This is a genomic window from uncultured Brevundimonas sp., from assembly GCF_947305955.1.
In the GTDB taxonomy this organism is placed as follows: domain Bacteria; phylum Pseudomonadota; class Alphaproteobacteria; order Caulobacterales; family Caulobacteraceae; genus Brevundimonas.
This window is the reverse complement of record NZ_CAMZFB010000087.1, coordinates 1-4,155: the sequence shown is the minus strand read 5'-3', so window position 1 is coordinate 4,155 and position 4,155 is coordinate 1. Positions and strand designations below refer to the sequence as shown.

The window sequence follows — 4,155 nt, the reverse complement described above, 5'->3', positions numbered from 1 at the left end:
CAGATCGAAATTGGCCGTCAGCATCATATCCAGCATCCGCGATTTGAACGCGAAGTCGATCATGAACTCAAGGCGCGTGCCTTTTTCGTCAGGAAAGAACTCCCAACGGTTCTTAAGATGCTTGAACGGCCCGCGCAGCAGGCCGACCTCGACCTTCGGCGCGTTCTGGTCATACCGCACCCACGTCGAGAACTTCTCGGTCAGGAAGGAAAAACCGACGCCTGCCTCGGCATCGCGCACGGTCACGCCCTCGGCCTCGTCACGCAGGTTCCAGACGCGCATGGAGGTGATCCATGGCACGAACTGCGGATAGGTCTCGATGTCGGCAACCAGCGCGGCAAGCTGGTCGGGCGCATAAGGCAGTATGCGCGTGACGCGATGGACGGCCATGGAAGACCTTAGCGGCGCAGTTGGGCTTCGCGGGCCGCCTTCAGGCGGGCGAAGTCGTCACCCGCATGGTGCGACGAACGGGTCAGCGGCGAGGACGATACCATCAGGAAGCCCTTGGCACGGGCAATCGCCTCATAGGCCTTGAACTCTTCCGGCGTGACGAAGCGGTCGATCGGCGCGTGCTTGCGGGTCGGCTGCAGGTATTGGCCGATGGTGATGAAGTCGACACCCGCCGAGCGCATGTCGTCCATCACCTGCATGACCTCTTCCTTGGTCTCGCCAAGGCCGACCATGATGCCGGACTTGGTGAACTGGTTCGGATCGCGCTCCTTGACCATCTGCAGCAGGCGCAGGGAGTGGAAGTAGCGGGCACCCGGACGGATCTTCAGATAGAGGCGCGGAACGGTTTCGAGGTTGTGGTTGAAGACGTCCGGCTGGGCGTCGATCATCACCTCGGCAGCACCGTCCTTGCGCAGGAAGTCCGGCGTCAGAATTTCAATGGTCGTGTTCGGAGCCTGAAGGCGGATCTGGCGCACCACTTCGGCGAAGTGGGCGGCACCGCCGTCAGACACATCGTCGCGGTCCACCGAGGTGATGACGACGTGGTTCAGACCCATCTGCTGGACGGCCAGACCGACCTTGGCCGGCTCTTCGGGGTCCAGCGGTTGCGGCAGGCCCGTCTTGACGTTGCAGAAGGCACAGGCGCGCGTGCAGGTGTCACCCATGATCATCAGGGTGGCGTGCTTCTGGCTCCAGCACTCGCCGATGTTGGGGCACGCGGCCTCTTCACAGACGGTATGCAGACCCTTCTCGCGCACGATCGCCTTGGTGGCGTTGTACTCACCCGAGCCGGGCGCCTTTACGCGCAGCCAGTCGGGTTTACGCAGCACGGGGCTCTCCGGGCGATTCTGCTTTTCCGGATGCCGAAGCTGCGACGGCGACGTCTTGAGGGTGTCGATCAGGGTGACCATAGGCGGCTATTTCGTCGTTTGTGACCCAATAGGCAAGGCAAACCCTGTCTCACCTTGCGTTACGCTATGACAAAAAACGCGAAAAAACGTTGCAATCCTCACGGATCATTTCAGAGTCTTTCCAAAATGGACCCGCATCTTTAATGAGGTCCGCCCTGATAGACCGAGAGAGCAAGCAGGCTCTCCAAGGAGGAAAGCCTTGCGGCAATCGCTGGATCCGACGCTGTATGACAGCTCGCTTATCGACGCCCTGATCGACGCGCGCGCAAACTTCGGCGACAAGGAAATCCTGGAAGATCAGGACCGCAACCCCCTCACCTATACGGGGCTGATCCGCGCCGCCTTCGTGCTGGGCCGCAAGATCGCCGCCATGACCGAGAAGGGCGAGCGCGTCGCGATTCTGCTGCCGTCCTCCATGGGTACGGTCGTCACCTTCTTTGCCCTGCACGCGCATGGCCGCGTTCCGGTGATGCTGAACTTCACGGCGGGCGAGACCAATGTGAAGGCCGCCATCAAGGCCTCGGGCGTCCGCAAGGTCCTGACCGCCAAGCGCTTTGTCGAACAGGCCACGCTGGATAATCTGATCGCCGCCATCGAAACCGTCGCCGACGTCGTGTGGCTGGATGATGTTCGCAAGACCATTGGCCTCAAGGACAAGCTGTACGGCCTGTCGGCGGGTCTGGCTCCCAAGCGTTTCGCGGTCAAAACCAACCCTGACGATCCGGGCGTGATCCTGTTCACCTCGGGCAGCTTCGGCACCCCCAAGGGCGTGGTGCTGAGCCAGAAGAACCTGATCGCCAACTCGCGTCAGGTGGACGCCCACATCGGTCTGGACAAGGATTGGGTGCTGTTCAACCCGCTGCCGACCTTCCACTGCTTCGGCCTGACGGCGGGTGCCATCCTGCCGCTGCTGCAAGGCCTGAAGTCGTTCCAGTACCCGTCGCCCCTGCACGCCAAGCAGATCACCGACCTGCTTCCTCAGGTTAAGGCGACCCTGCTATTCGCCACCGACACCTTCCTGAACCAATACGCCCGTGTGGCTGAACCGGGTGACTTCGCCACGGTGAAATTCGCCGTCGGCGGTGCAGAGAAGCTCAAGGACGAGACCCGCGCCCTGTTTGAAAGCAAGTTCGGCAATGTCGAACTGCTGGAAGGCTATGGCGCGTCCGAGGCCGCCCCTGTCGTGGCCGTGAACCAGCCGGGCAACAACCACCCGGGCACGGTCGGCCAGATCCTGCCGGGTCTCGAGTACAAGCTGGAACCGGTCGAGGGCGTCGATGCCGGTGGCCGCCTGTTCCTCAAGGGTCCGAACATCATGTCGGGCTATGTCACCAATGGCGATCCGCTGCGCTGGGAACCGGTCGAGGACGGCTGGCTCGACACCGGCGACATCGTCGATGTGGACGCCGAGGGCTACGTCACCATCAAGGGCCGCGCCAAACGCTTTGCCAAGATCGGCGGCGAAATGGTCTCCCTGACCGCCGTTGAAGGCATAGCAGGCGCCGTGTGGCCCGACAACCGCCACGCCGTCGTGGCCGTGCCGGACACCCGCAAGGGCGAGAAGCTGATCCTGATCACCGACCGCCACGACGCCGAACCGGCGATCCTGAGCGCATGGGCCCGCGCCAATGGCGCGCCCGAGCTGGTGGTGCCCAAGAAGATCATGAAGGTGGACGAGATTCCGGTACTGGGCACCGGCAAAACCGACTACGTCTCGCTTCAGAAAATGGCCGAGGCAGCCTGATAAACTTCAACAAAAGGCCGCCCCGCAAAGGCGGCCTTCTTTGTTCGCGGAGCATGTGAGATGGCGAAAGCCAACATCGACTGGTACGGCATCGCGCTGGGTGCCATGCGTATCGCCTCGGGCCTGCTGCTGGTGCAGCACGGGACGCAGAAGATTTTCGGCTTTCCCGCGCCCAAGCCTGCGCCGATTGACCTGAATACCCTGATCGGCTGGTCCGGCCCGATCGAGCTGGCGGGCGGTATCCTGCTGATCCTCGGCCTGTTCACGCGGCCTGTGGCCTTCATCCTGTCGGGCTTCATGGCTGCGGCCTATTTCATCGCCCATGCGCCCAAGGGTCTGTATCCGCTGCTGAACGGCGGCGAACTGGCAGCGCTTTACTGCTTCACCTTCCTGTTCCTGTCGGTGGCAGGGGCCGGAAGCTTCGCCCTCGACAATCGTCGTCGCTAATAAAAAAGGTGCGGGCCGCAGGGTCCGCACCCTTTTCATTTCTGGCTAGGCCTTCGGATCAGCCGATCCGCACACCCGTCATCGAAATCGAGCCGTCCACGACCTGATCATTGAAGAAGGTCAGGCTTTCGCCCTCGTCCTGCTGGGCCGCGACATAGAGCAGTGGCAGGTAATGCTCATCGGTCGGAACCGACAACTGGGCATTCTCTGCCAGACTGACCCAGTTGATCAGAGCCTCGTGGTCGCCCTTCACAAAGGCCACTTTCACCGCCTCGTTGAAGTCCTTAGCCCAGTCATAGGCCTCGCCGCCCTCGCGCTTCCACGTGCGGAGGTTGTGAACGAAGTCACCCGATCCGGCGATGATATAGCCCTCGTCCCGCAGGGGACGCAGCGTCTTCGCCAGCTCATAGTGCCCGCGCGCATCAAGCTCGCGGTTCAGCGACAACTGCACCACCGGCACATCGGCATCGGGCCAGACGTGGGCCAGAACCGACCAAGTGCCGTGGTCCAGACCCCATTGCTCCGTCATGATCGCGCCGGTCAGTTCGGACACGCGCTTGGCCAGTTCGGGCGAGCCCGGTGCCGGATACTGCATGGCATGCA

5 protein-coding genes are annotated in these 4,155 nt (G+C 62.4%); 2 read left to right on the top strand and 3 right to left on the bottom strand.

Annotation, left to right across the window (positions count from 1 at the left end; translation table 11 throughout):
- Positions 1-390 (bottom strand): type II toxin-antitoxin system RatA family toxin (locus Q0Y42_RS13980; RefSeq protein ID WP_297805013.1); only part of this gene is annotated, 390 nt, incomplete at its 3' end.
- A gap of 8 nt (positions 391-398) precedes the next feature.
- A complete protein-coding gene (gene lipA / locus Q0Y42_RS13975; protein ID WP_297805010.1) occupies positions 399-1,361 on the bottom strand; it encodes a lipoyl synthase in 963 nt (320 codons plus the stop codon).
- A gap of 199 nt (positions 1,362-1,560) precedes the next feature.
- On the opposite strand from lipA, the gene Q0Y42_RS13970 reads away from it, so the two are divergent.
- Positions 1,561-3,105, top strand: a complete 1,545-nt coding sequence (locus Q0Y42_RS13970) for an AMP-binding protein (RefSeq protein ID WP_297805008.1) — start codon at positions 1,561-1,563, stop codon at positions 3,103-3,105.
- Positions 3,106-3,165: 60 nt separating this feature from the next.
- Positions 3,166-3,552, top strand: a complete 387-nt coding sequence (locus Q0Y42_RS13965; protein WP_297805005.1) for a DoxX family protein — start codon at positions 3,166-3,168, stop codon at positions 3,550-3,552.
- A 58-nt stretch (positions 3,553-3,610) separates the two neighbouring features.
- Here the strand turns inward: Q0Y42_RS13965 and Q0Y42_RS13960 are convergent.
- On the bottom strand, positions 3,611-4,155 hold a 545-nt coding region (locus tag Q0Y42_RS13960), incomplete at its 5' end, for a class III extradiol ring-cleavage dioxygenase (protein WP_297805002.1).

Excerpts from the sequence above, each read along its gene's own strand:
- Q0Y42_RS13965 (WP_297805005.1), top strand. The coding sequence starts at position 3,166 with ATGGCGAAAGCCAACATCGACTGGTACGGCATCGCGCTGGGTGCCATG.
- lipA (WP_297805010.1), bottom strand. The coding sequence starts at position 1,361 with ATGGTCACCCTGATCGACACCCTCAAGACGTCGCCGTCGCAGCTTCGG.